24 protein-coding genes, 2 tRNA genes and 1 other RNA gene are annotated in these 26,161 nt (G+C 51.4%); 11 read left to right on the top strand and 16 right to left on the bottom strand.

Annotated features, from left to right (window positions below; all coding sequences use genetic code 11):
* The first annotated feature begins 10 nt into the window (after positions 1–10).
* Positions 11–307, top strand: a complete 297-nt coding sequence (locus WH279_RS17285) for a YciI family protein (RefSeq protein ID WP_200642461.1) — start codon at positions 11–13, stop codon at positions 305–307.
* Between the two features lie 43 nt (positions 308–350).
* Here WH279_RS17285 and WH279_RS17290 read toward each other — a convergent pair whose 3' ends face one another.
* Positions 351–524, bottom strand: a complete 174-nt coding sequence (locus WH279_RS17290; protein WP_200642460.1) for a YciY family protein — start codon at positions 522–524, stop codon at positions 351–353.
* Positions 525–694: 170 nt separating this feature from the next.
* Here WH279_RS17290 and cls point away from each other — a divergent pair, with 170 nt between their 5' ends.
* On the top strand, positions 695–2,155 hold the full coding sequence (cls, locus tag WH279_RS17295; protein WP_339457855.1) for a cardiolipin synthase: 1,461 nt from the start codon (positions 695–697) through the stop codon (positions 2,153–2,155).
* A 46-nt stretch (positions 2,156–2,201) separates the two neighbouring features.
* Entirely contained in the window at positions 2,202–2,525 is a 324-nt protein-coding gene (locus tag WH279_RS17300) for an HI1450 family dsDNA-mimic protein (protein WP_048915935.1), read from the top strand.
* Positions 2,526–2,550: 25 nt separating this feature from the next.
* Here the strand turns inward: WH279_RS17300 and WH279_RS17305 are convergent, their stop codons facing one another.
* The 7 genes from WH279_RS17305 to WH279_RS17335 form a co-directional block, all read right to left on the bottom strand.
* Positions 2,551–3,414, bottom strand: a complete 864-nt coding sequence (locus WH279_RS17305; RefSeq protein ID WP_445235272.1) for an ion transporter — start codon at positions 3,412–3,414, stop codon at positions 2,551–2,553.
* Positions 3,415–3,549: 135 nt separating this feature from the next.
* On the bottom strand, positions 3,550–4,551 hold the full coding sequence (gene oppF / locus WH279_RS17310) for a murein tripeptide/oligopeptide ABC transporter ATP binding protein OppF (RefSeq protein WP_200642457.1): 1,002 nt from the start codon (positions 4,549–4,551) through the stop codon (positions 3,550–3,552).
* Positions 4,548–5,564, bottom strand: a complete 1,017-nt coding sequence (locus WH279_RS17315; RefSeq protein WP_133841879.1) for an ABC transporter ATP-binding protein — start codon at positions 5,562–5,564, stop codon at positions 4,548–4,550. The genes oppF and WH279_RS17315 overlap by 4 nt, the downstream gene beginning before the upstream one ends.
* An 11-nt stretch (positions 5,565–5,575) precedes the next feature.
* Positions 5,576–6,484, bottom strand: a complete 909-nt coding sequence (gene oppC, locus WH279_RS17320) for an oligopeptide ABC transporter permease OppC (RefSeq protein WP_133841878.1) — start codon at positions 6,482–6,484, stop codon at positions 5,576–5,578.
* Positions 6,485–6,498: 14 nt separating this feature from the next.
* Entirely contained in the window at positions 6,499–7,419 is a 921-nt protein-coding gene (oppB, locus tag WH279_RS17325; protein WP_200642456.1) for an oligopeptide ABC transporter permease OppB, read from the bottom strand.
* Positions 7,420–7,502: 83 nt separating this feature from the next.
* Entirely contained in the window at positions 7,503–9,134 is a 1,632-nt protein-coding gene (gene oppA, locus WH279_RS17330) for an oligopeptide ABC transporter substrate-binding protein OppA (RefSeq protein WP_200642455.1), read from the bottom strand.
* Positions 9,135–9,920: 786 nt separating this feature from the next.
* Entirely contained in the window at positions 9,921–10,568 is a 648-nt protein-coding gene (locus WH279_RS17335) for a YchE family NAAT transporter (protein WP_133841876.1), read from the bottom strand.
* 474 nt (positions 10,569–11,042) lie between these two features.
* Between WH279_RS17335 and adhE the strand changes: the two genes are divergently transcribed.
* A complete protein-coding gene (gene adhE / locus WH279_RS17340; RefSeq protein WP_133841875.1) occupies positions 11,043–13,733 on the top strand; it encodes a bifunctional acetaldehyde-CoA/alcohol dehydrogenase in 2,691 nt (896 codons plus the stop codon).
* A gap of 129 nt (positions 13,734–13,862) precedes the next feature.
* Here adhE and tdk read toward each other — a convergent pair whose 3' ends face one another.
* Entirely contained in the window at positions 13,863–14,489 is a 627-nt protein-coding gene (gene tdk, locus WH279_RS17345) for a thymidine kinase (RefSeq protein ID WP_339457856.1), read from the bottom strand.
* Between the two features lie 361 nt (positions 14,490–14,850).
* Here tdk and hns point away from each other — a divergent pair, with 361 nt between their 5' ends.
* Complete coding sequence (hns, locus tag WH279_RS17350; protein WP_133842144.1) at positions 14,851–15,258, top strand: histone-like nucleoid-structuring protein H-NS; 408 nt, start codon at positions 14,851–14,853, stop codon at positions 15,256–15,258.
* 135 nt (positions 15,259–15,393) lie between these two features.
* Here the strand turns inward: hns and WH279_RS17355 are convergent, their stop codons facing one another.
* From WH279_RS17355 to rssA, 5 genes are all read right to left on the bottom strand, one after another.
* A complete protein-coding gene (locus WH279_RS17355; RefSeq protein ID WP_339457857.1) occupies positions 15,394–16,401 on the bottom strand; it encodes an NAD-dependent epimerase in 1,008 nt (335 codons plus the stop codon).
* A gap of 15 nt (positions 16,402–16,416) precedes the next feature.
* Complete coding sequence (locus WH279_RS17360; RefSeq protein ID WP_339457858.1) at positions 16,417–17,757, bottom strand: UDP-glucose dehydrogenase family protein; 1,341 nt, start codon at positions 17,755–17,757, stop codon at positions 16,417–16,419.
* A gap of 26 nt (positions 17,758–17,783) precedes the next feature.
* Positions 17,784–18,692, bottom strand: a complete 909-nt coding sequence (galU, locus tag WH279_RS17365; RefSeq protein ID WP_133841872.1) for a UTP--glucose-1-phosphate uridylyltransferase GalU — start codon at positions 18,690–18,692, stop codon at positions 17,784–17,786.
* 194 nt (positions 18,693–18,886) lie between these two features.
* Positions 18,887–19,900 carry a two-component system response regulator RssB gene (gene rssB / locus WH279_RS17370; protein WP_339457859.1) on the bottom strand — a complete coding sequence of 338 codons (1,014 nt, stop codon included), beginning with the start codon at positions 19,898–19,900 and terminating at the stop codon, positions 18,887–18,889.
* A gap of 95 nt (positions 19,901–19,995) precedes the next feature.
* Positions 19,996–20,904 (bottom strand): patatin-like phospholipase RssA, encoded by a 909-nt coding sequence (rssA, locus tag WH279_RS17375; RefSeq protein ID WP_339457860.1) that lies wholly within the window; start codon positions 20,902–20,904, stop codon positions 19,996–19,998.
* Positions 20,905–21,010: 106 nt separating this feature from the next.
* On the opposite strand from rssA, the gene WH279_RS17380 reads away from it, so the two are divergent.
* From WH279_RS17380 to xthA, 6 genes are all read left to right on the top strand, one after another.
* Positions 21,011–21,472, top strand: coding sequence for a YchJ family protein (locus tag WH279_RS17380; RefSeq protein ID WP_339457861.1), 462 nt, complete (start codon positions 21,011–21,013; stop codon positions 21,470–21,472).
* 39 nt (positions 21,473–21,511) lie between these two features.
* Entirely contained in the window at positions 21,512–22,360 is an 849-nt protein-coding gene (gene purU, locus WH279_RS17385; RefSeq protein ID WP_133841868.1) for a formyltetrahydrofolate deformylase, read from the top strand.
* A gap of 144 nt (positions 22,361–22,504) precedes the next feature.
* A tRNA-Tyr gene (locus WH279_RS17390) sits at positions 22,505–22,589 on the top strand.
* 72 nt (positions 22,590–22,661) lie between these two features.
* Positions 22,662–22,746 (top strand) — tRNA-Tyr (locus WH279_RS17395).
* Between the two features lie 40 nt (positions 22,747–22,786).
* A non-coding RNA gene (locus WH279_RS17400) (RtT sRNA) lies at positions 22,787–22,915 on the top strand.
* 134 nt (positions 22,916–23,049) lie between these two features.
* Positions 23,050–23,853: an exodeoxyribonuclease III gene (gene xthA, locus WH279_RS17405; RefSeq protein WP_133841867.1), complete on the top strand. Its 804-nt coding sequence runs from the start codon at positions 23,050–23,052 to the stop codon at positions 23,851–23,853.
* Positions 23,854–23,920: 67 nt separating this feature from the next.
* Here the strand turns inward: xthA and WH279_RS17410 are convergent, their stop codons facing one another.
* Both WH279_RS17410 and WH279_RS17415 read right to left on the bottom strand, forming a co-directional pair.
* Entirely contained in the window at positions 23,921–24,238 is a 318-nt protein-coding gene (locus WH279_RS17410; RefSeq protein WP_133842143.1) for a YnjH family protein, read from the bottom strand.
* On the bottom strand, positions 24,238–26,160 hold the full coding sequence (locus WH279_RS17415; protein WP_200642446.1) for a DNA topoisomerase III: 1,923 nt from the start codon (positions 26,158–26,160) through the stop codon (positions 24,238–24,240). Before WH279_RS17415 ends, WH279_RS17410 begins: the two co-directional genes overlap by 1 nt.
* Position 26,161 lies beyond the last annotated feature (1 nt).

The raw sequence follows: 26,161 nt of genomic DNA on the forward strand, positions 1-26,161 counted from the left end.
AGTTCTGAAGGTGCTCTACGTAATTTACGCTAAAGATAATGCTGACTCACTGGATAAACGCACCGCTGTGCGCCCTGCCCACCTTGCGCGCCTGCAGTTACTGCGTGATGAAGGTCGTCTGATTATTGCTGGCCCAATGCCTGCGGTGGACACGAATGAACCTGGCGTGGCAGGGTTTACCGGGTCGACGATTATCGCCGAGTTTCCTTCACTGGAGGCGGCACAATCCTGGGCTCAGGATGACCCTTATATCGCTGCTGGCGTTTATAAAAAGGTGGATGTTAAGCCTTTCAAGCGCGCATTTTAATCGCGGCCGGCGGTTCGATGAACCGCCGGAAGTACGGCGAGCCTCAGTGAGGCTGAGTAATAAACAGAATTGAACGACGCTGCAGTTGGCTGACCATATGTCGGAAAGAGTGCATGCGGCCATAACGACGTGACTGCCCTTCTAACCAACGTGCCCGGCGACGCTGAACCTGGCGACTCATGCGCCAGCGCGCAACTTCATTTCTGCTTCGTCTCATTACACCCTCAGTCTGTAGCTCTGTGTACGGAAAAACTCGCGGCGCATTATAGACCTTTCTTTACCCTCATAAGGTCCGATGTCTTTAGCCTGATGATGGTTTAAAGGTTCCCAGCGTTGTCATCTGCACGTAAACTCCAAAGACTTCCGCGTGAACAGGACTTTCACTTAATGACCACTTTTTACACCGTGATGAGCTGGCTGCTGGTATTTGGTTACTGGTTACTGATTGCCAGTGTGACTTTGCGCATTCTGATGAAGCGCCGCGCGGTGCCCTCTGCTATGGCATGGCTGCTGATTATCTACATCCTGCCGCTGGTGGGTATTATCGCTTATCTTTCATTTGGGGAACTTCATTTGGGGAAGCGACGGGCAGAGCGCGCGAGGACCATGTGGCCTTCCACGGCCCGTTGGCTCGTCGAATTGAAATCCAGTCATCATATTTTTGCTGAAACCAACAGTGACGTTGCCCGTTCACTGTTTCAGCTGTGTGAGAACCGTCAGGGGATCGCCGGGGTAAAAGGCAATCAACTGCAACTGCTGACCAGCACTGACGATACCCTGCGTACGCTGGTGCGCGATATTCAGCTGGCACGCCATAACATTGAGATGGTGTTCTATATCTGGCAGCCTGGCGGACAGGCCGATGAAGTGGCAGAAGCACTGATGGCGGCGGCACGCCGGGGAGTTCACTGTCGTTTAATGCTCGATTCCGCGGGCAGCGTCGACTTTTTACGCAGTCCGTGGGCTGCCATGATGCGTAACGCCGGAGTCGATGTGGTGGAAGCGCTGAAAGTCAGCCTGCTGCGTGTTTTCCTGCGCCGTATGGATCTGCGTCAGCACCGGAAAGTCGTGTTAATTGATAACTATATTGCCTACACCGGCAGCATGAATCTGGTCGATCCACGTTACTTTAAACAGGATGCGGGCGTCGGCCAGTGGGTGGATTTGATGGCGCGTATGGAAGGGCCGGTGGCGACCACGATGGGTATTATCTACTCCTGCGACTGGGAAATTGAAACCGGCAAGCGTATTTTGCCGCCACCGCCCGATGATAATGTGATGCCGTTTGAAGCTGAGAGCGGCCACACCATTCAGGTGATCGCCTCAGGTCCCGGTTTCCCGGAAGATATGATCCATCAGGCGCTACTCACCGCGGTCTATTCCGCGCGTGAACAGCTGATCATGACCACGCCCTACTTCGTTCCCAGTGATGATTTGCTGCATGCTATTTGTACGGCTGCGTACCGGGGCGTTGACGTCAGCATTATTGTGCCGCGACACAATGACTCCGTCCTGGTCGGCTGGGCCAGCCGTGCCTTCTTTGGTGAGCTGCTGGAAGCCGGGGTAAAAATCTATCAGTTCGAAGGCGGTCTGCTGCACACCAAAAGTATTCTGGTGGATGGGCAGCTCAGCCTGGTGGGGACAGTAAACCTGGATATGCGCAGTCTGTGGCTTAATTTCGAGATTACTCTGGTAATCGATGATGATGGCTTTGGCAGCGATCTGGCACGCGTGCAGGATGATTATATCGCCCGTTCACGTCTGGTTGACGGAAAACGCTGGTCACGCCGTGCTTACTGGCAGCGCATTGTTGAACGACTGTTTTACTTCTTCAGTCCATTGCTGTAAAACGAGCGAAAATGTACAGCACCCCAAGGGCACCACAGGACATATTATGGATTTGAACAACCGCCTTACCGAAGACGAGACGCTGGAACAGGCTTACGATATTTTCCTTGAGCTGGCGGTCGATAATCTCGACCCGGCCGATGTTATTCTGTTCAACCTCCAGTTTGAAGAGCGCGGCGGCGCAGAGCTGTATGATCCTGCTGAAGACTGGGCGGAACATGTCGATTTCGATCTGAACCCTGACTTTTTCGCCGAAGTGGTGATTGGGCTGGGCGAAGAAGACGGCGAACCGATTACCGATGTGTTTGCCCGCGTGCTTCTCTGCCGCGAGAAGGACCATAAGCTCTGCCATATTTTGTGGAAAGAGTAATCCCTGTTACTGCTTTCAGGCCCGGTTAATCCGGGCCTTCTTTATTTTTATAGCCCAGTCTCCCCCCGCACCCTTTGCAGAAATGCGCATCATCCTCATGGCCCGTCTGCTGACACAGGTTGCAGTGACGCCGGTGACGATTACGCTGCATTACCTCCGTCATATACGAGCTCATCACCCCAGTCGGTATAGCGATCAGTGAATAACCGAGCAAGATCAGTATTGATGAGATCATCCGGCCCAGCGGTGTATGTGGCGTAATGTCTCCATAACCGACCGTGGTCATGGTCACCACCGCCCAGTAGACGGCAACCGGCAGGCTGGTAAAGCCGTTCTCCGGCCCTTCAATGACATACATCAATCCGCCAAAAACACAGAGCAATATCATTACCCCGCCGAAGAACAGCGAGAGCTTTTTCCGCGCACTGACCAGACTGTCCCACAGCACATTGGCAGAGCCCATATAACGCAGTAGCTTTATCAGCCGAAGCAGGCGCAACACACGCAGCAGCCTTATCGCCATCATGTAACGTAGGGCGATATCCGGCCAAAGCCAGAAGATATACAACGGCAGCGTGGTGATCAGATCGACAATGCCAAAAAAACTGCATACATACCGCATGGGGCGTTGCGTGGTCAGTACCCGCAGTACATATTCCAGACTGAAAAGCAGGGTAAAAGCATACTCAAGCAGGAGAAACACCGAGGCTTCTTTCAACTGCAGGGTTATTTTGTGTGGTTCTGCAGACTCAATAAACAGCGTAATCACACTGACCAGCGTCGTAATAACCCATAAAATTTCAAACCGGCGACCCGCCGGGCTGCTCACATCAAACAAAAAAATATAGAGGCGCTGACGCCAGCTCCGATCCTGTTTAGCCATCTGCATGCCCTCAGGCCATCCTTTGCGAATTTGTATTACTAGAAGGGGCCAGACGGAAGATCAAGCAATATGCGGATAAACAAAAAAAACCCGCATTGAAAGCTCAATGCGGGAAGATAACGAGAGGGTTGTGACGAACGGTCAGAGCGGATCCACTTTCAGGCAGGAGACAGCGTGACGGAAACTGCCCTCCAGCAAGGGCCGTGTTTTTGCGCACTCCGGCCCGGCAATCGGGCAACGTGTGCGGAACACGCACCCGGATGGCGGGTTGATCGGTGATGGCAGTTCCCCTTCCAGCAGTTGAATCACTTTCTGCTTTTCCAGATCGGGGTCGGGAATGGGTACCGCTGACATCAGCGCCCGCGTATAAGGATGCTGCGGATTCTGATACACCTCATCATAGGTGCCCAGCTCCACAGCGTGCCCTAGATACATCACCAGTACGCGGTCAGAAATATGTTTTACGACAGCCAGATCGTGCGCGATAAAGATCAGCGACAGCCCCATCTCACGCTGCAACTTTTGCAGCAAATTGACCACCTGCGCCTGAATAGAAACATCCAGTGCCGATACCGGTTCATCACAGATAATCAGTTTTGGTTCGAGGATCAACGCACGCGCAATACCGATACGCTGACACTGTCCACCCGAAAACTCATGAGGATAACGGTTGATCAGGTTAGGCAGCAGCCCCACCTTCAGCATCATCTCCTTCACGCGGTCTTTCACTTCCTGGCGTGGCATACGCGGGTGATAGGTGCGCAGCGGCTCCGCAATAATCTCTCCGATATTCATACGCGGGTTCAGCGATGCCAGCGGGTCCTGGAAGATCATCTGGATATCGCTGCGCGCGGCACGCCATTCGTCTGCACTCTGCCCTAACAGATCGCGCCCCAGCCAGGCTACCCTGCCTTCTGTCGCTTTCACCAACCCGATAATCGCGCGCGCCAGCGTGGATTTACCGCAACCGGACTCACCCACCACGCCCAGGGTTTCCCCTTCGTACAGACGCAGGCTGACGCCATCAACGGCTTTCAGGGTTTTTGGCGGCTGCCAGAACCACTGACGTCCGTCTTTGATATCAAAATGCACCTTCAGATCGGCGATTTCGAGCAACACTTTTTTCTCTGCAACCGTTGTCATACCAACGCCTCCACGGGCTTAAAGCAGGCACGCAGCCGTCCGTCACCGAACGCCTCAAGAGGCGGCGCGCTGGCACAGATGTCCATCGCATGCGGGCAGCGCGGCTGGAACGGGCAGCCTTTCGGCAGACGTGACAGATTTGGCGGATTGCCAGGAATGGTCATCAGTGTGTCACCCTCATCAGCATCCAGGCGCGGCACTGCATTCAACAGGCCAATGGAATAAGGGTGTGACGGATGGTAGAAGACGTCACGCGCTTTTCCATACTCCATCGTACGCCCGGCGTACATCACCATCACCTGGTCACAGATCCCTGCAACCACACCCAGATCGTGGGTGATCATAATAATCGCGGTGTTAAATTCGCGCTTCAGTTCGTTCAGCAGGGTCATAATCTGCGCCTGCACCGTCACATCGAGCGCCGTCGTTGGCTCATCCGCAATCAGCAGTTTTGGACGACACAACAGCGCCATGGCGATCATCACACGCTGACGCATTCCCCCTGAGAACTCGTGAGGGAACATTTTCATGCGTTTGCGGGCTTCCGGCATTTTTACCGCATCGAGCATACGGACTGACTCTTCAAACGCCTGTGCCCCGCTCATGCCTTTATGCAATTGCAGCACTTCCATCAGCTGCTCGCCGACACGCATATACGGGTTCAGCGACGTCATCGGGTCCTGGAAGATCATGGCAATTTGTTCGGCACGCAGCTTGTTGAGCTGTTTTTCCGGCAGATTAAGGATCTCACTGCCGTTAAACCGTGCTGAACCGCCGATGCGGCCATTACTGGCCAGCAGCCCCATCAGGGCAAACGCGGTCTGCGATTTTCCCGAGCCGGACTCGCCGACAATCCCGAGGGTTTCACCCGCACTCAGGCTGAAATTCAAATCGTTCACTGCCGTGACATCGCCATCGGGAGTGCTGAACGTCACACGCAGATCTTTCACATCCAGCAGCCGTTCGCTTCCCTGGGTTTTTGCCATTGCTGGCTGAAGTTCAATTACGCTCATAGGGAAACTCCTTAACGGTCTTTCGGGTCGAGGGCATCACGCAGGCCATCGCCAATAAAGTTGAAACAAAACAGGGTAATCACCAGGAAACCGGCCGGATAAAGCAACAGCCAGGGTGAAACCTCCATCGAGTTAGCACCGTCGCTGAGCAACGCGCCCCAGCTGCTCAGCGGTTCCTGCGTGCCGAGGCCGAGGAAGCTCAGGAAGGATTCAAACAGGATCATGCTCGGCACCAGCAGTGAGGCATACACCACGACCACGCCCAACACATTGGGAACGATATGGCGCAGCACGATATTCAGCGTGGACACACCGCCGACTTCCGCCGCTTCAATAAACTCTTTACGTTTCAGGCTCAGGGTCTGTCCACGGACAATACGTGCCATATCCAGCCACGACACCATACCGATAGCGACGAAAATCAGCAGAATATTTTGACCAAAGAAGGTAACCAGCAGGATAACGAAGAACATAAACGGGAAGGAGTTAAGGATCTCCAGAACACGCATCATCACGGAGTCGATTTTACCGCCCAGGTAGCCCGCCAGTGTGCCGTAAAGTGTTCCCAGCACCACCGCCACCAGCGCCGCAGCAATCCCCACCATTAAGGAGATACGTCCGCCAATGGCGACACGCACCAGCAGATCACGCCCTGACGAGTCGGTGCCCATATAGTGGCCCGAACTCATGTCTGGTGCCGCTGACATCATTGCCCAGTCGGTGTCGTCATAAGTGAACGCAGACAGCATCGGTGCGAAAATGACAAACAGGGCGACCAGCAGCAGCACAAACAGGCTGGCGACGGCCGCACGGTTATGGATAAAACGGCGGCGCGCGTCCTGCCACAGGCTGCGTCCTTCGATCTCTAGCTTTTCACTGAAGTTATCCAGAGCTTCGCTGTTTTTCTTAACAAAAATCATCTCCAGCTCCCGGATCAGTAACGAATTTTTGGATCGATGACCGCATACAGCACGTCAACAATCGCATTGAACAGGATGGTCAGGGCTCCGACCAGGATCGTCAGGCTTAATACCAGCGAATAATCTCGGTTCAGCGCGCCGTTAACAAACAGCTGACCAATACCGGGCAGACCATAAATGGTTTCAATGACCATTGAACCGGTAATGATGCCGACAAAGGCCGGGCCAAGGTAAGACAAGACAGGCAACAGCGCGGGCTTCAGCGCGTGGCGCAAAACGATGCGGTGCATCGGCAACCCTTTGGCGCGTGCGGTACGAATAAAGTTGGAGTGCAGCACTTCGATCATGGAGCCACGGGTAATACGCGCGATGCTGGCAATATAGGCCAGCGAGAGCGCCACCATCGGCAGGATCATAAATTTCAGCGCCCCACCATTCCAGCCTCCTCCGGGCAACCACTTCAAGGTAATGGAGAACAGCAACACCAGGAGCGGCGCGACCACGAAACTGGGGATAACGATCCCGGTCATTGCCACGCCCATAACGGCATAATCCCATTTGGTGTTTTGTTTCAGCGCGGCAATCACGCCAGCACTGACGCCCAGTACCAGGGCAAACAGAAACGCAGCCGCCCCCAGTTTGGCCGACACAGGGAATGACCCGGCCACCAGGTCGTTGACAGAGTAATCTTTGTATTTAAACGATGGACCAAAATCCCCGTGTGCCAGTTGTCCAAGATAGTTGAAATACTGTTTCCACATCGGGTCGTTTAAATGATATTTGGCTTCAATATTAGCCATGACTTCCGGCGTCAGCGCACGCTCACCGGTAAACGGGCTACCGGGTGCCAGACGCATCATAAAGAAGGAGATGGTGATCAGAATAAATAGCGTCGGAATCGCTTCAAGAAAACGACGAAAAATGAACTTTAACATTGCCCATACCTGCTGGCTTTGAACCGCAGAGGGAAACCCTGCGGTGACATTGCTTAAAAAGGGCAGCCACGCTGCCCGAAGTTTTAGTGTTTGATGATGTAAAGATCTTTATCGTGGCTGTTATCCAGCGGATCTTTACCGGTGTAACCGCCCACATAAGGTTTCACTAAGCGCAGGTTTTTATAGTAGTAAACCGGAACAATGGCCGAGTCGGCATCAAGCACTTTTTCAGCCTGAGCATAAACCTCTGCACGTTTTGCTTCATCGCCTGCCGCCAGTGCGGTTGACATGATTTTGTCAAACGCCTCGCTCTTATAATGCGAGGTGTTGTTGCTGCTGTCAGACAGCATGATGTTCAGGAAGCTGGTCGGTTCATTATAGTCAGCACACCATGCCGCACGTGCAACATCAAACGTGCCCTGATGACGTGTATCAAGGAAGGTTTTCCATTCCTGATTTTGCAGCTTCACATTCACACCGAGGTTTTTCTTCCAGATAGACGCCGCTGCAATCGCCAGCTTTTTGTGCAGATCTGAGGTGTTATAAAGCAGGTCAAACGTCAGAGGTTTGTCGGCGGTATACCCTGCTTCAGCCAGCAGTTTTTTCGCTTCTTCGTTGCGTTTTTCCTGCGACCAGCCCATCCACTCAGGCTTGTCCAGTTTGATGCCGTCGGTGAATGGCGGCGTGAAGCTGTAAGCAGGATCTTCATCTTGGGCTTTCACTTTATTGACAATAATATCGCGATCCAGACCCAGTTTCAGGGCAGTACGCACGCGCGCATCGTTGAATGGAGGCTTCTGGTTATTGATCTCGTAATAATACGTACAGAGATACGGATCGGCATGAATTTCGTTCGGGATCTCTTTCTTCAGTTTCTGATACAGCTCAATGGGCAGATAGTTATAGGTGATATCGCTACCGCCGCTGCGATAACGGTTAGTATCAGTGACTTCAGAAGAGATCGGCAGGAAGGTAACCTGATTGAGCACGGTGTGGGCATTGTCCCAGTACTGAGGATTGCGCTCAACGACGATACGTTCGTTCACCACCCACTCTTTCAGTTTGAACGCACCATTGCCAACAAAGTTAGCGGGCTGAGTCCACTTCTCGCCAAATTTCTCAACCACCGGCTTATAGACAGGTGACATGGAAGGATGAATCAACAGCTTATAGAAATAGGGAACGGCATCGCTCAACGTCACTTCCAGCGTGTGCTCATCAAGCGCTTTCACGCCCAGTGTATCCGGTGTTTTTTTACCCGCAATGATCTCATCAACATTCAGCAAATGACCATATTGCAGGTAGCTGGCGTAAGGCGAGGCGGTTTTCGGATCGGCCAGTCGTTGCCAGCTGTACACGAAGTCCTGCGCGGTCACAGGCTCACCATTTGACCACTTAGCGGTGTTACGCAGGTGGAATACCCAGACTTTACCGCCCTCTTTGCTCTCCCACGTTTCGGCTACGCCGGGAATGATTTTGCCGTCAGCATCATTAATCACCAGGCCTTCCAGCACATCACGGTTAACGTTCGACTCCGGGACGCCTTCAATTTTATGTGGATCAAGGGACTGCAATTCAGCACCGTTGCCTCTTACCAGCTCCTGTTTATCCGCCAGTTGAACGCCCGCAGGGACGTTAGCCGCCCAGGCCTGGTTACCTGCAAAGGCAGCCATCACGCCCATGGCGATCAGACTCTTCTTCGTGATGTTGATCATTTTTTACCTACTCCAGTTTTTATTAATACCAACGAGTGACAGGCACCGCGGTTACCCTATTTTCGGGAAAACTTAACCGGGCAGCGGAACGAGGCCACCCGGCTTGTTTTTTTTTAATCTGTACTGCTGAGAACTGCTGCTATCACCTTTCAACGCCCGGCGGTGCCGCACGTTGTTGTGTTCGTTTAACCATGGGATCTGAAACGCTTCAGAACGCTCCCCTTCGGTTTGCATTTCCAGTGCCACTTTTTATCAAAGCCACTAAAAAATTATCAGAAGGACTCCATTTCCGCTAAAGCTAAATAGCAAAAATGTTAACCATTTCTCTTTTATCATGATCAAAAGCAGGGGCAAAGCGTTATTTATTATTGAAAAATAACATCTAACCTGATGATAAATATCAATAAATATGAGTTACATCGTGAGGATCTTCAAAAAAAGAACTTTTTTTGAGTGATTTTTAAACAAATATCGTAAAAATATGAGTAATAATTACATTAACACTGCCAACTAAATAAGAACCAGCATCAACAACTACAAATATACAAAAATGCGCTATGTTGTAATGTTAAAAAAATCACACCCCCTACAATTGCATGGATAATCATATTGTTTTCAGTAATTACATTAATGATCGACGTACCAATGTAAGAGAAATGAATAAATGCACAAAAACAATACACCAAAATGGTGTGTTGCACTTTTATAGTGCATGACAATGTAGAGATGTTTAAAAAAAGCGCATTAAATGCGCTTTATATTCACCAATTCAGAATTTTAACCGGGTTAATTTGTGAGCCCGGGAAACAGTGCCCGAATGCCTGTGACGACAAATTCAATCCCCAGCGCCATCAATAGTAAGCCCATAATACGTGTGACGACATTTATACCCGTTTGCCCCAGCACTCTGACCATCAAAGGGGCGGCGCGGAATAACAGCCAACAGCAAAAAGCAAACAACGCAATCGCCAGGGTAAAGCCCAGTAAGTTTTGCCAGCTATGGTAGCGGGTGCTCCAGACAATGGTTGAGCTGATAGCCCCTGGCCCGGCCATCAGCGGCAGCGCCAGCGGTACGACGCCAATACTTTCACGGTTAGCGCTTTCTGACTTCTCCTGCTTGTTCTGTTTGTCCTCACCCAGCTTGCCACTGATCATCGACATCGCGATAGTGACCACCAGAATGCCGCCCGCAATACGGAAAGAATCAATCGAAATACCAAAAATATGCAGGATGCCGTCTCCGAGAAACAGCGCTGTCCACAGGATAATCGCCACGGACAGATTGGCCGTCAGATTGGTTTTATTCCTGGCTGCCGGAATCTGGTAGCTGGTCATACTGATAAACACCGGAATGATCCCAATGGGGTTGACCAGTGCAAACAGACCAACGAAAAATTTGATATAGCCAGAGAGATCTAAAAGTGCAGGATTCACATGCGCTCCTGTAGGGGGACGGTTGATGGCGGCTAATGTAATGGAAATTGCCGATAATGACTATCCCCTGAAGACTGGAATATCACACCAAATTATCGACATAAACCCAGCGATTCTGACTGCCTGAGAATCACATTCCAGCACAATAAAAAACAAAAATGCGCAGCTTTTTTGCGTAACAAAGCACTTTGCTTCAGAACAGATTATTCCTACAGCTGAATGGTATCAGCTTACATAATTAATGATCTAAATCATGTTTTCGCCCCTGCACAACCGCTATGCTCAAGGACATCAAAGGGAAGTGATAACGTACCGAAAGGGGTCTGTAATGACCTGTACCACAGACTCTTTTAGTAAACCTATTAGAACGTTTTTAGCCATTCGGCAAGCCCTGACGGGCAGTGTTCCCCGACATGACTATAATTGCTAGTTCTGACTTGTTTACTAATAGAGTTTAACTTTCAGGAGAGCCCCATGGCCGTTACTAATATCGCTGAACTTAATGCACTGGTTGAACGTGTTAAACAAGCACAGCGTGAATATGCCAACTTCACCCAAGAACAAGTAGACAAAATCTTCCGGGCCGCTGCGCTTGCTGCAGCAGATGCCCGCATCCCACTGGCTAAAATGGCCGTTGCCGAATCTGGCATGGGCATCGTTGAAGATAAAGTGATCAAAAACCACTTCGCTTCCGAATACATCTATAATGCCTACAAAGACGAAAAGACCTGCGGTATTCTCGCCACCGATGACACCTTCGGTACGATCACTATCGCAGAACCCACCGGCATTATCTGCGGTATCGTTCCAACGACTAACCCAACCTCTACCGCTATCTTTAAAGCACTGATCAGCCTTAAGACCCGTAATGGGATCATCTTCTCGCCACATCCACGTGCTAAAAACGCCACGAATAAAGCCGCAGATATCGTGTTGCAGGCCGCCATTGCTGCGGGTGCCCCGAAAGATATCATCGGCTGGATTGATGTCCCTTCTGTTGAACTGTCCAATCAGCTGATGCATCACCCGGATATTAACCTGATTCTGGCAACCGGCGGTCCGGGTATGGTGAAAGCGGCCTACAGTTCGGGTAAACCTGCCATCGGTGTTGGCGCAGGTAATACCCCTGTTGTGATCGATGAAACGGCGGATATTAAACGTGCCGTTGCTTCTATTCTGATGTCAAAAACCTTCGATAACGGCGTTATCTGTGCGTCTGAGCAATCCGTTATTGTTGTCGACAGCGCTTATGAAGCCGTTCGTGAACGCTTCGCCAGCCACGGCGGCTATATGTTGCAGGGCAAAGAGCTGAAAGCCGTTCAGGACATCATCCTGAAAAATGGCGCACTGAATGCTGCCATCGTTGGACAGCCTGCGGTGAAAATTGCAGAAATGGCCGGCATCACCGTTCCGGGCACTACCAAGATTCTGATTGGTGAAGTGAAACTGGTCGATGAGTCCGAGCCTTTTGCTCACGAAAAACTGTCTCCGACCCTGGCCATGTACCGTGCCAAAGATTTCAATGACGCAGTAAGCAAAGCAGAAAAACTGGTGGCAATGGGCGGTATCGGCCATACCTCTTGCCTGTATACCGACCAGGATAACGAACGTGAACGTGTGAACTACTTCGGCGACAAAATGAAGACCGCACGTATTCTGATTAACACCCCAGCTTCTCAAGGGGGCATCGGTGACCTGTACAACTTCAAACTCGCCCCATCACTGACGCTGGGCTGCGGCTCATGGGGTGGTAACTCGATTTCTGAAAACGTCGGACCAAAACATCTGATCAACAAGAAAACCGTGGCCAAGCGAGCAGAGAATATGTTGTGGCACAAGCTTCCTAAGTCTATCTACTTCCGCCGCGGTTCACTGCCTATTGCTCTGGACGAAGTGGCTACCGATGGGGCGAAACGCGCCTTTATCGTGACCGACCGCTTCCTGTTTAACAACGGCTATGCAGACCAGGTCGTTAACGTGTTGAAAGCACGTGGCGTTGAAACCGAAGTGTTCTTCGAAGTGGAAGCCGACCCAACGCTGAGTATCGTGCGCAAAGGTGCTGAGCAGATGCTTTCGTTCAAACCTGACGTCATTATCGCCCTGGGCGGTGGTTCACCGATGGATGCAGCGAAAATCATGTGGGTCATGTACGAACACCCTGAAACCTCTTTCGAAGAACTGGCGCTGCGCTTTATGGATATCCGTAAACGTATCTACAAGTTCCCGAAAATGGGCGTGAAAGCGAAAATGATCGCGGTGACCACCACCTCAGGGACTGGCTCAGAAGTGACACCGTTTGCGGTTGTTACCGACGATGCTACAGGCCAGAAATACCCACTGGCAGACTATGCGCTGACCCCGGACATGGCGATTGTCGATGCCAATCTGGTGATGGATATGCCGAAATCCCTGTGCGCCTTCGGTGGACTGGATGCCGTGACCCACGCACTGGAAGCCTACGTTTCCGTGCTGGCTAACGAATACTCTGACGGCCAGGCGCTTCAGGCGTTAAAACTGCTGCAGGAAAACCTGCCAGCCAGTTACAACGAAGGGGCAAAAAACCCGGTAGCACGTGAGCGCGTTCACAACGCCGCGACCATTGCAGGTATCGCCTTTGCCAACGCCTTCCTTGGGGTTTGTCACTCAATGGCCCATAAACTGGGTTCTGAATTCCACATCCCACACGGTCTGGCGAACTCACTGTTGATTTGCAACGTCATCCGCTATAACGCCAACGACAACCCAACCAAACAGACCGCGTTCAGTCAGTATGACCGTCCTCAGGCGCGTCGTCGTTACGCAGAAATCGCCGATCACCTGCGTCTCAGCGCACCGGGCGACCGTACTGCACAGAAAATCGAAAAACTGCTGGTCTGGCTGGATGGCATGAAAGCGGAACTGGGCATTCCTAAATCCATCCGCGAAGCGGGCGTCCAGGAAGCAGACTTCCTGGCAAAAGTCGACAAACTGGCTGATGATGCTTTCGATGACCAGTGTACCGGCGCTAACCCACGTTATCCGCTCATTGCTGAGTTGAAACAGATTATGCTGGATAGCTTCTACGGCCGTGACTTTGTTGAGCCCTTCGCCAATTTGGCCGAAGCGGTAACAGCGACTGATTCTGCCGCCGACGTTAAGAAAACAGAACGTAAAGTGAAACGTTAAATCCATCGTGACACAAAAAAACCCGCCATCTGGCGGGTTTTTTTATACATAAAGGGGCATAGAATAGTAAGCAATGCTTATAAACGGAATAACGCGTACTACCTAAACCTTTAACGTAAAAGAATACTGTCAGGCATTGTCTTCAGAATGACGATGTCCATAGATAGCCACCAAAGAGCCACTGTCCAGCGCTTCATAGTAGTGTTTACGACACACTGAAACGTAACGCTCATTGCCGCCAATCTCTACCTGAGCCCCTTCTTTAAAGGGCTTTCCTGTTTCATTAAGACGCAATACCATGCTGGCTTTCCTGCCACAGTGGCAGATGGTTTTTAATTCAACCAGTTTATCTGACCAGGCCAGCAGATACTGACTGCCGATAAATAACTCCCCGCGAAAATCTGTACGCAAACCATAACAAAGTACAGGTATATCTAAATTATCAACAACATCAGATAATGCTTTCACCTGATCGCGTGTCAAAAACTGACTTTCATCCACAAGCACACAGTGAACCGGTTCGATCTCATGCTCTGCGTTTATCTCACTAAACAGCGACGTGCTGTTATTATACAATTTAGCCGGAGAAGAAAGCCCAATACGTGAACTCACCCGGGCCGCCCCAAAGCGATTATCAATCTCTGCGGTATACACCAGCGTGCGCATGCCGCGCTCATGATAGTTATATGAGGACTGCAGCAATGCCGTTGACTTACCGGCGTTCATGGCCGAGTAATAGAAATAAAGTTGAGCCATGAGCTCCGCTCCGAATGTCACTTAAGATGGCCGGAGTGTAACATAAACACGGTTGTTCACGCCCTGCCACATGTAATAACCAGGGGGTAAATAGTAGCAAAGTGGTATGTATCGCACAGTCCGTGCAGGGTTTAACAATTAACAAATGTTAACGAGAGAGTGTTCCATCTGTGCAATCATCGACTAAAAAGCGTATTATTTAGCTAGCACATCATATTTTGGCTCTCATTTTTTAACTCAACATTATGCTTTATTAGCTCATTCAGCTTTCTTACAAAATTAACTATTGCAGTTCCGAATGGCGAACACTATTATTATCAGGCAGAAACATCCCTATCAATATAATTTAGAGAATTGGACAATGAGCGAAGCACTTAAAATTCTGAACAACATCCGTACACTGCGTGCTCAGGCAAGAGAATGTAGCCTGGAAACTCTGGAAGAAATGCTCGAAAAACTGGAAGTTGTCGTGAATGAACGTCGCGATGAAGATAACCAGGCGCAGGCAGAAGTTGAAGAACGTACACGTAAACTTCAGCAATACCGCGATATGCTGATCGCTGACGGTATTGATCCAAATGAATTACTGTCTACTCTGGCCGCGGCTAAAGCACCAGGTAAAGCTAAACGCGCTGCACGTCCTGCTAAATATTCTTACATCGATGAGAATGGCGAAAGCAAAACCTGGACAGGTCAGGGTCGTACTCCAGCAGTTATCAAAAAAGCCATTGAAGAGCAAGGCAAAAAGCTGGAAGACTTTCTTCTGTAATTCTGCTCAGGGTCCTTTTCTACTACCCCATAATTAAATGGGGTTTTTTTGGTCCTATTTTTAGTCGTTATCACCGGGCACGGATAAAAAAAGGAAGCCGATGGCTTCCTTTTTCTTTAGTTACGCAAACCCAAATTAAACCGGGTAGAAGCCTTTGTACCAGTCGACAAAGCTCGCCACACCCTCTTCTACCGACGTTTTCGGCTTAAAGCCGATAACCTGATATAAAGCTGTGGTATCGGCACTGGTTTCCATCACATCACCGGGCTGCATCGGTAACATATTTTTCTCAGCTACCTGCCCCAGTGCTTTTTCCAGCGCTTCAATATACGCCATCAGCGTCACAGGCTGGCTGTTGCCGATATTATATACCCGGTACGGTGCAGAGCTGGTTGCCGGGCTGCCACTTTCCACCGTCCAGTCTTTATCTGCGTGCGGAATGACGTCCTGCAGGCGTACAACCGCCTCGGCAATATCGTCAATATAGGTAAAATCGCGACGCATCTGTCCGTGGTTATAAACGTCGATTTTTTCACCCGCAAGAATAGCGCGGGTAAACTTAAACAGCGCCATATCCGGACGCCCCCAGGGACCATATACCGTAAAGAAGCGCAGGCCCGTAGTGGGAATACCGTACAGATGAGAATAGGTATGCGACATCAGCTCATTCGCCTTCTTGGTCGCCGCATACAGCGATACAGGATGGTCAACGGAGTCATCCGTCGAGAATGGCATTTTACGATTGAGGCCATAGACTGAACTGGAAGAAGCATACAGCAGATGTTCCACTTTATTGTGACGGCACCCTTCCAGAATATTAAGATGGCCAATCAGGTTAGCGTCTGCGTAGGCCAGCGGGTTTTCCAGTGAGTAACGCACACCTGCCTGTGCGGCAAGGTGGATAACGCGCTGGAAGCCCTGGTTAAGGAACAATTCGGCAATCCCTTCACGGTCGGCAAGATCGCCTTTCACAAAGGTGAATTCGGGGTGAGTATTAATCAGATCAAGACGTGCTGTCTTGAGATTAACATCATAATAATCATTCAGGTTGTCGAGGCCGACAACCTGGTGACCGGCGGCAAGCAAACGTTGCGTGACATGAAAGCCAATAAAGCCTGCTGCGCCGGTGACCAGATATTTCATACTACCCTCGTTTAATTATGCAATTTGTAGAGATGCTCCGCGGCCGATTGCATAATAAACAAAACCGCGTTTGCTGATTCTTTCTGGATCATACAGGTTACGACCATCAAAAATCACGGGTTCTTTCAGAGCATTTTTAATCACATCAAAATCAGGCGCACGGAAGTTTTGCCATTCAGTACAGATAACCAGGCCATCTGCTCCCTGAAGTGCCGCTTCTTTGGTTCCCATCAGCTTCAGATCGCTGCGGTGACCATAGATGCGCTGTGCTTCGTCCATGGCTTCTGGATCAAAGGCCTGAACCGTTGCCCCTGCCTGCCATAATGCTTCCATCAGAACACGACTGGAGGCTTCACGCATATCATCGGTGTTTGGCTTAAATGACAGCCCCCACACGGCAAAGGTTTTGCCCTGCAAATTTTCACCAAAATGACGCTTGATAAACGTTGGCAGCTTATTTTTCTGCGAGTCGTTAACATCTTCCACGGCTTTCAACAGACGTGGCGTATAGCCAATCTGCTCAGCAGTACGGATCAGTGCCTGCACATCTTTCGGGAAGCAGGAACCACCGTAACCGCAGCCCGGATAGATGAACGAGTAGCCAATGCGTGAATCAGAACCAATTCCCTGACGGACTTTTTCAACATCTGCACCCAGGCGCTCGGCGAGGTTGGAGATTTCGTTCATAAAGCTGATTTTAGTCGCCAGCATGCAGTTTGCTGCATACTTGGTCAGTTCAGCACTACGAATATCCATCAGGATCATACGATCGTGATTACGGTTGAACGGCTCGTACAGCTCACGCAGCAGCTCGACGACCTCATCATTATCCGTACCGATAACGATACGTTCCGGGCGCATACAGTCGCTGACTGCCGCACCTTCTTTCAGGAATTCAGGGTTAGAGACCACATCAAAGGTCAGCGAAGCGCCGCGCCCTTTCAGGGTTTCTTCCATGACCTGACGCACACGGTCAGCCGTACCCACTGGCACGGTTGACTTGTCCAGCACCACTTTGTGGTCTTTCATGTGCTGCGCGATGGTACGCGCAACCGCTGTAACATATTTCAGGTCAGCCGAACCATCTTCATCCGGAGGCGTACCAACAGCGATAAACTGCATAACACCATGGTTGACGCCATCTTCAGCGTTCGTGGAGAACTTCAGGCGACCCGCCTCATAGTTCTGCATAACCAGCGGCGTCAGGCCCGGTTCAAATATAGGAATGATCCCTTTCTTCAGATTCTCGACTTTGTTCTCGTCGACATCGATGCAAAGAACGTCATGTCCGACTTCGGCCAGAACTGCAGCCTGAACCAGACCAACATAGCCGATACCAAATACGGTGACTTTCATTGAATTGTCCCGGTTAGAAATTAAACTTACTTTTTATTACCGACGGTGGTTTCCAGCCAGGCTTTAAAATCGCTGCCCAGTGTGTTGTGACGCACACCGTACTCAACGAAAGCCTGCATGTAGCCCAGTTTGTTACCACAGTCGTGGCTCACACCTTTCAGGTGGTAAGCTTCTACGGTCTCTTTCTCCATCAGCATAGCGATAGAATCCGTCAACTGGATTTCATCACCCGCACCTGGAGGGGTTTTCGCCAGCAGTGGCCAGATATCCGCAGACAGAATGTAGCGACCTACAACCGCGAGGTTGGAAGGTGCTTTGTCCGCTTTTGGCTTCTCAACCACACCGACCATCGGTGCGCTGTCGCCTGGCTTCAGCTCTGCGCCCTGGCAATCAACAACGCCATAGGCCGTTACGTCCGCGACCGGCTCAACCATGATCTGGCTGTGACCGGTTTCGTCGAAGCGCTTCATCATCTCTGCCAGGTTTTCTTTAGACAGGTCAGATTCGTATTCGTCGATAATCACATCGGGCAGGATCACTGCAACAGGCTCATTACCAATCACCGGCCAGGCACACATGACGGCGTGGCCCAGGCCTTTTGCCAGACCCTGACGGACCTGCATGATGGTGACGTGCGGAGGGCAGATGGACTGAATCTCTTCCAGCAACTGACGCTTAACACGTTTTTCCAGCATCGCTTCCAGCTCAAAACTGGTGTCGAAGTGGTTTTCGATGGAGTTTTTGGAAGAGTGCGTAACCAGCACAATTTCATTAATTCCTGCGGCGATACATTCGTTTACGACATACTGAATCAGCGGCTTATCAACCAGCGGCAGCATCTCTTTTGGAATCGCTTTTGTGGCAGGTAACATACGCGTTCCCAAACCAGCAACCGGGATAACCGCTTTTTTTACTTTGGACTTATAGGCAGACATCAAAGTACCTCTCTTTAGGCCGTTCAAGTTATTACTTGATATGTCGAGTTAAAAAACGAAGTGAGTATACCAGTTGAACCCACGCGGATTTATCCTGGTTAAACCATTTCAGCGTAAATTAAGACTATTACCCAAGTGTAAAGCTTATCTCTGGCCCTGTCTGCCAGGGCCAGATGAAAATAGTCACGGGGTGGTCATTCTGTAGACAACATCAGGCGCAGCCGCCCTCCGGCGCCCCATACCTGACATTGCCAGGCATCACAACGCTGGCTGATTTGATTAAGATGTGTACCACCGAGCGTGCCAAGAGGGACACCGTTGCTCAACTGGATTTGGTGAGGATGAACATTGAGAGTGGCGTTTAAACCAGCAGAAACCAGGATCAGGTTCTTTAAACCCTGGTGGTAATAGCCAACCAGCAACGGAAATTGCCCTTTCAGGTTGGCCTGACGCAATAAAAGATTGACCTGTTTAAGTAATGCACCCAATTCGGGTAAACGCGGTCCTTGCCCTGATAACTGTTCCTGCAACAAGCCATTAAACAGTGCCCGCAATAACAAGGCAGCCAGTACCCCGTTGTCGCCTGCCCGGGTGACATCCAGACAGTAGAAAGCCAGATCTTTCTCTGACAGTGCCGCGACATCCAGCACCAGTCCTGGCTGTTCGGCCATGGTGAGCTGACGATAGTTCACCCGGCAGTGGGCAATCGTCTGTTGCACGGGGGGTTGCAGTTCTTTCAACAGTTTTGCGGCAGCCTTCGGATCGCTGACCAGCGCGTCCCAGTCCTGAAACAGCTGTTCATCTTCTTCTACTTTAGAGGTGAACATAGAGGGATAGAGACATTCAAAAACGGCTTCGCGCAGGCGTCCGAGGTCTTTTACCGGCTTTAGCAGGACATCCTGCACGCCCAGACGGAGAACATGCGCAATGTCCGACATGTTCTCCGTGGCTGAGATAACGAGAATGGGCAGTGTTCCGCCCTTGCTACGCACATGCTCAACCAGCTGAATGCCGCCCATGCGCGGCATAGCGAGGTCACAAATCATCAGGTCAGGAAGCGAATGCGCCATAGTTTCAAGAGCATGGACACCGTCATCCGCCAGACTGACAATAGCGCCTAACGCGGTGAGGAAATTATCCAGCAGGGACCGGAAAACGACTTCGTCCTCGACGATGAGAATATGTTTTCCGCTTAATGGTTTTTCCATTGTGTCCCCCTGCATGACAGATACCTCAATAGTGGTCTATAAACGCCTTTTGCGCCTCTCAGAATTGCCTGAAGTAGCATGCTTAATCGACCACGCTATTGTCTGTCACGCACCAGCGGTAACAGTTCGTCCATTTTTTTCTCAACGGATAATCTCCCCGCTTCAATCGCTTCCTCTGCCCGGTGAAAATCCAGAGTGGAGATTTGCGGACAGAGTGGTTGTATCAGTACATCAGGAGGATCCCCTGCCATGCGATTACGCTTAAGCCGGTTTTCCAGAACCTGAATAGAGGTGGACATGATTTCCATCGCACCGGGCGTATAGTGCATTTTACGCGACGTGATGCGCCCGATACGCTGGCGCAGTCTACCGCTCCAACTGTCTGGCACAGGTAAGTGAGTATCGCCATCCGATTCTGGCGTTACGGAGAAAAGTTCCTGCTGCATAAGATGTGCGTCATGCTGAAGGTCGACCGCAATAACGATATCTGCTCCCAGCGCGCGCGTCAGAGAGATAGGGACAGGATTGACGACCGCACCATCCACCAGCCAGTAGCCATTCCAGCTCACTGGTGCCAGTAAGCCTGGCATACTGCAGGAAGCACGTACGGCCTGATGCAGATCACCTTCCGTCAGCCACAGCTCGCGCCCGGTGCTGAGGTTCGTCGCTACGGCACCAAAAGGCATGTCGCACTGCTGGATAGTGTCGCAGTTGATCACACTACGGACATGACTGAAGACGCGTTCGCCACGGATTAATCCGCCACGCTGCCAGGAGAAATCCATCAGGCGAATGACCTGCCAGTAGCTGAAAGAACGCACCCAGCGTTCCATCAGCGGCAGGCGCTGAGTGGCATAGGCTGCGCCCACCAGCGCGCCAACGGAGCATCCTGCTACCACGTCAATGCGAATCCCGGCGCGTTCAAGGGCATTAATCACACCAATATGCGCCCATCCTTTGGCTGCTCCCGATCCCAACGCAAGCCCGATTTTTACTTTTCTCATTCCACCTCTGGCCAGTGCTCAACGAACAAAATGGCATCACCGCGTCTGCCCGGTTATCATTACGCCTGAAAATCTTCTTACCTGTTATAAAACTTCCGGAGTCAACGTGTCTGAACATTGTCCGTGCGGTAGCGGATTGCAGTATAGCCTATGTTGCGAATCGTATCTAAACGGGAACGCTCTCCCTGCCACGCCAGAAAGCCTGATGCGCTCGCGCTATAGTGCTTATGTGAAACATGATACGGCTTATCTGGTGGCAACCTGGCATCCGTCGTGCCACGCAGAGCGGTTCTCAACCAGCATTGAAGAGAGCTATGCTCACACTCACTGGCGGGGATTAACCATTCTTAGCAGTGAAATATTGCCGGATAAACCCCAGGGTTATGTGACATTTTTTGCCCGATTGACGGAAAATGGGCGTGAAAGTTTTATTCATGAACGTTCGCGCTTTCTTCGTGAGGAACAACGCTGGTACTATATTGACGGAACTTTCCCGCCAATCGGGCGTAATGACCGGTGCCCTTGTGGCTCTGGCAAAAAATACAAGAAATGCTGTGGTCAGTCGTGACCCGGATTTCCCTTTTGTATCGACAGGATTACCATCGCAATGCAAGCGCAAACACTGCAACGTAAAGTTCTACGCACTATCTGCCCTGATGCTAAAGGGTTGATCGCGAAAATCACCAATATTTGCTACAAACACGAACTGAACATTGTGCAAAACAATGAGTTTGTTGATCACCGCACCGGTCGCTTCTTTATGCGCACTGAGCTGGAAGGCATCTTTAACGACAGTACGCTGTTGGCCGATCTCGACAGCGCCCTGCCTGTTGGATCCGTGCGTGAGCTGCAACCCGCCGGTCGTCGCCGAATTGTCATTCTGGTGACGAAAGAAGCGCACTGCCTGGGCGACCTGCTGATGAAAAGCGCCTACGGTGGTCTGGATGTCGAAATTGCCGCTGTGATTGGTAACCATGACACGCTGCGCACGCTGGTTGAGCGTTTTGACATTCCCTTCGTTCTGGTCAGCCATGAAGGCTTAACCCGTGAAGAGCATGATAATAATATGGCTGCGGAAATTGACCGCTATCAGCCTGATTATGTTGTGCTGGCAAAATATATGCGCGTGCTGACGCCGGGCTTTGTGCAGCGTTATCCAAATCAGATTATCAATATCCACCACTCATTCTTGCCGGCCTTTATCGGTGCGCGTCCTTATCATCAGGCCTATGAGCGCGGTGTGAAGATCATTGGTGCAACGGCGCACTACGTGAATGACAATCTGGATGAAGGCCCGATCATTATGCAGGACGTGATCCATGTTGATCACACCTACACCGCCGAAGATATGATGCGGGCGGGTCGTGACGTTGAGAAAAATGCCCTGAGCCGTGCTCTCTACCAGGTACTGGCCCAGCGCGTGTTTGTTTACGGCAACCGCACCATCATTTTGTGAGCCGGATGATGCTGTTTTGTCTGACAAAACAGCATCCCGGGCAAAAAACCGGCAAACACGCTGTTTAATGCAAAACGGGGCTTTACAGCATCACTTCATTTGATATGATGCGCCCCGCTTAACAAGCACAGTAATCAGGCCAGTGGTGGGGTTCCCGAGCGGCCAAAGGGAGCAGACTGTAAATCTGCCGTCATCGACTTCGAAGGTTCGAATCCTTCCCCCACCACCATCTCTGGAAGCGCGTAGCGACGCAGTTACCCTTACCCAGCAAAGTTTCTTAACTTGTTAACACGCTTCCCCTGGTGGGGTTCCCGAGCGGCCAAAGGGAGCAGACTGTAAATCTGCCGTCATCGACTTCGAAGGTTCGAATCCTTCCCCCACCACCATCTTCAAATACCTAAACACTTCCAAACGTGTTCCACACTTTCAACTTCCCGTTGGGGAAGAATGAGAAGCTTCGACCGAAGGTTTGCGTCGAACGCAGTGAGACAACGCCATTGATGGCGGCCCGAAGGGTGAGGAGCGACGCGACGAATAATCCTTCCCCCACCACCATCTTCACATACCCAAACACCTCCAAACTTTTTCCACACTTTCATATTCTCTTTATCTATCGCAGCAATATTTCTTTCTGCTGGCAAAACCTGCTACCATTCCGCCCACTTTTTCCACGCAAAATGGCCTGTGCTATGAAATTTCTTTCTTTTAATATCAATGGGCTGCGTGCGCGCCCTCATCAGCTACAAGCAATCGTTGAGCAGCATCAGCCGGATGTCATCGGCCTGCAAGAAACGAAAGTTCACGACGATATGTTCCCCCTCGAAGAGGTCGCTAAACTCGGCTACCACGTGTTTTACCACGGGCAGAAAGGCCACTACGGCGTGGCGCTGATGACCAAAGCAGAGCCACTTGCCGTGCGCCGTGGCTTTGACGGTGATGATGAAGACGCTCAGCGTCGTATGATCATGGCCGATATCCCGACGGCATCCGGCATTGTGACCGTGCTGAATGGTTATTTCCCTCAGGGCGAAAGCCGTGACCATGCGACCAAATTCCCGGCAAAAGAGAAATTCTATCGCGACCTGCAAAGCTATCTGGAGCAGCAAAGCACCGACAATCAGATTCTGATCATGGGCGATATGAATATCAGCAGCACCGATCTCGATATCGGTATCGGTGAGGAGAATCGTAAGCGCTGGTTACGCACCGGCAAGTGCTCTTTCCTTCCGGAAGAACGTGAATGGATGGATCGTCTGATGAACTGGGGGCTGGTCGATACATGGCGTGCGCAGAATCCGGACGCTAACGACCGTTTCTCATGGTTCGACTACCGCTCTAAGGGTTTTGATGACAACCGCGGATTGCGTATCGATCTGGTGCTGGCCAGCAAACCACTGGCGGAGCGCTGCATCGCAACCGGGATTGATTATGATATTCGTGGGATGGAAAAACCGTCAGACCATGCGCCGATTTGGGCAGAGTTTTCACTGTAATTCATCGTTCTGATGTCATGTTGCAGGGCGGCGATTCATCGCCCTGCAACATCAACGATGATGCCTGTTACTTCACAATACGCCAGATAAGATTGTTCGTTCCCAACGATTGCTCATCACGCACACACTGCAACAGCACCCCTTCACTTTTCAGTACGGCCCCCTCGGTATAGCTCTGGTTCTCATAGATACAGCAGCGTTGACACGGAGGCTGACTGTTGCGGCTACCCTGAGTCCAGACTTCCGGTGGCATATCGACCACGACGTCAGCATTTCCGCCGCCGTTATTACCATTATTATTACCATGACCGTTACTGATGTAACGTTCAGCCATCGTTGGGGCGCTGATAGCAAGCAGCAGTAACATAGCCAGACGCAATTTCATCACTCGCTTTCCTTCTCTTTTGCCGCCTTACGGCGCGGTTTTTTCGCTTTGTTTGTCGACGGTGCCGGTAAGCCCCGGAAGGCATGCGCAGCGGGTTGCTGCCGCGCCTGATGGATAAGACTGTGCAATGTCTCTACCAGCGGGAACATAAAGTCCTGGTAGCGGCACTGCTTCTCACTGATTTTAGTCAGCGTTGACTCCCACTGCGCGGTCATATCCGGCCGCGCGGCCATCTCCGGCAGTGAATGGATTAACGCGCGGCCCGCCGGGCTGGAGTGGATATAACGCCCTTTCTTAAATAAGAACGTGCGTTTAAACAACAGCTCGATAATACCGGCGCGCGTAGCTTCCGTTCCTAAACCATCGGTCGCACGTAGCACTTTCTTGAGATCTTTATCCTGAACAAAGCGTGCAATGCCCGTCATCGCCGACAGTAACGTGGCATCGGTAAAGGGTCGCGGCGGCTGGGTTTGCTTATCGATCACTTCCCCGCGCTCGCACAGCAACTCATCGCCCTTCGCCACCACGGGCAGCGGCGTGCCATCGTTCTCTTCATCACGCTCTTTGCTGCCCAGTAGCGCACGCCAGCCCGCTTCAGCAAGGAAACGCGCCTTCGCCACAAACTTGCCGCCTGCGATATCCAGCTCGATCACGCACTTACGATAGACCGCATCCGGGCAGAACTGCATCAGGTACTGGGTGGCGATCAGCCGATAGATCTGCTGTTCGTTCTCCGTCAGAGAGACCCGGCTGCTGCGTGCTGTGGGGACAATGGCGTGGTGAGCATCAACCTTTTTATCATCCCAGCAGCGATTTTTCTGATCGCTGTTGAAATCAGCAGGCGGTGTCAGATCGGGCTGATGGGCATTAATGGCATTCAGTACCGCCTGACGCCCGGCAAAATGTTCGTCGGGCAGATAGCGACTGTCAGAACGCGGGTAGGTGATCAGCTTATGGGTTTCATACAGACGCTGACAGGTATCGAGAACACTCTGCGCACTCAGGCCAAAACGTTTACCCGCTTCAATCTGTAACGCCGACAGTGAAAACGGCAACGGTGCAGTATCGTTCTCACGCTTGTCGTTGTAGCTGGTGACCAGCGCGGGCTGACCATCAATACGCGCCACCACATGGTCCGCCAGCGGGCGATGCAGCAAACGCCCCTCTTCATCCTGATAAGGTTCACAGGAGTCACTGGGCTGCCATAACGCGACAAATCGCTCATCCTTTGGCGTGACGATATGCGCTTTGACTTCAAAAAAATCTTTCGCCACGAAGTTTTCAATTTCTTCATCACGGCGAACCACCAGCCCGAGTACAGGTGTCTGAACACGCCCCACGGACAGTACGCCATCGTAGCCTGCATTACGCCCCAGCAGGGTATACGCACGCGTCATGTTGATGCCGTACAGCCAGTCAGCGCGTGAACGCGCCAGCGCAGAAACGCACAGTGGAATAAATTCGCGGTTTTCGCGCAGTCGTGTAATGGCTCTTTCTACCGCCTGCGGGTTGAGATCGTTAATCAGGCAGCGTTGTACCTTTGCCCGCTTTTCTACCGGCATGGTGAGGTAGTCCAGCACTTCATCGACCAGGAGCTGACCTTCGCGATCCGGGTCACCGGCGTGAACCACTTCACTGGCCTGCTCCAGCAAACCTTTAATCACATTGAGCTGTTTAGCGACGGAGGGGCGCGGCTTCAACTGCCACTTTTCCGGCACAATAGGCAGGTCCGCCAGCGACCAGCGTGCGAAACGGCTGTTATAACTGTCAGGCTGCGCCTGTTCTAACAGATGCCCCACGCACCAGGTCACCACCTGGTCGGGGCCACAGGCAATATAACCATCACCGCGGCGATGTGGTTTCGGCAGGACATCCGCAATAGCACGGGCAAGGCTGGGTTTTTCGGCAATAAACAAACGCATC

Source organism: Erwinia sp. MYb375, assembly GCF_037479175.1.
In the GTDB taxonomy this organism is placed as follows: Bacteria; Pseudomonadota; Gammaproteobacteria; order Enterobacterales; family Enterobacteriaceae; genus Erwinia; species Erwinia rhapontici.